Annotated in this window: 2 protein-coding genes; both read right to left on the minus strand. The window is 46.0% G+C overall.

Annotation, left to right across the window (positions count from 1 at the left end; translation table 11 throughout):
- On the minus strand, positions 1–240 hold a 240-nt coding region (locus R7040_RS24775; protein WP_318097319.1), incomplete at its 3' end, for an NfeD family protein.
- Positions 241–249: 9 nt separating this feature from the next.
- The coding region (locus R7040_RS24780) for an SPFH domain-containing protein (RefSeq protein ID WP_318097321.1) at positions 250–1079 on the minus strand (830 nt) is incomplete at its 5' end.

Genomic DNA, 1079 nt, shown 5'->3' on the forward strand with positions numbered 1-1079 from the left:
TCTTGACCACTGGCGTCGCCACCATAACCAAGTTGTCAGCAAACTGAAAGTCGCGAAAGATAACCATTGAAGTTGCCAGCCGAAAGGGAGCACTGCCAATAACGCTCCCACTAATAACGCCGATAACCCCAACCACAGAAAGTAACCCGCTGTACCAAGTAGCTCAACGGCAAGCAGCACAAAGCCGAATGCAAGCCAGTGCCAAAATGTTATGCCATCAAGCAGGTTGAACAAGTCCATAACTGGGTCCTAATCTTTATTTTGTTGTTTAAACATTTCTGCGATGCCCGCAACAGAGCCCATGAGTCCGGTTGCTTCCAAAGGTAGCATAATGATTTTTCCGTTTTCAGCTTGACCAATACTCTTGAGAGCTTCTGTGTAGCCTTGCGCGATGAAGTAATTAACGGCTTGCATATCGCCTTTTGCGATGGCTTCGGAAACCATGTAAGTCGCTTTTGCTTCCGCTTGAGCAGCACGCTCACGCGCTTCAGCATGGAGGATAGCAGACTGTTTTTCACCTTCTGCTTTTAAAATCTGCGATTGTTTGTGACCTTCTGCTTTGAGGATTTCTGCCTGACGGACACCTTCAGCCTCGAGAATTTCAGCACGTTTATTACGCTCTGCTTTCATCTGAGCGTTCATTGCAGCAGTTAGATCGGCTGGTGGCTGAACATCTTTTATTTCAATACGCGTGACTTTTACACCCCAAGGGTTTGTTGCTTGGTCCACGATCGCTAGCAGCTTGGTATTGATCATGTCACGTTGGCTCAGCATTTCATCGAGTTCCATCGAGCCAAGTACGGTACGAATATTCGTTAGCGTTAGATTACGAATCGCGTGTTCTAAATCGTTTACTTCGTAAGCCGCCTTAGCCGCATCGATAACTTGAACGAAACCAACCGCATCGATCACCACGTTTGCGTTATCTTTTGAAATGACCTCTTGTGCTGGAATATCAAGCACACGTTCCATCATATTTACTTTTTGACCAATTTTATCAACGAATGGAATGATCAAGTTTAAACCCGGCTTTAATGTGTGGGTGTAGCGTCCGAAGCGTTCAACTGTCCAGTTGTTTC

Source organism: Vibrio sp. 1069 (assembly GCF_033340555.1).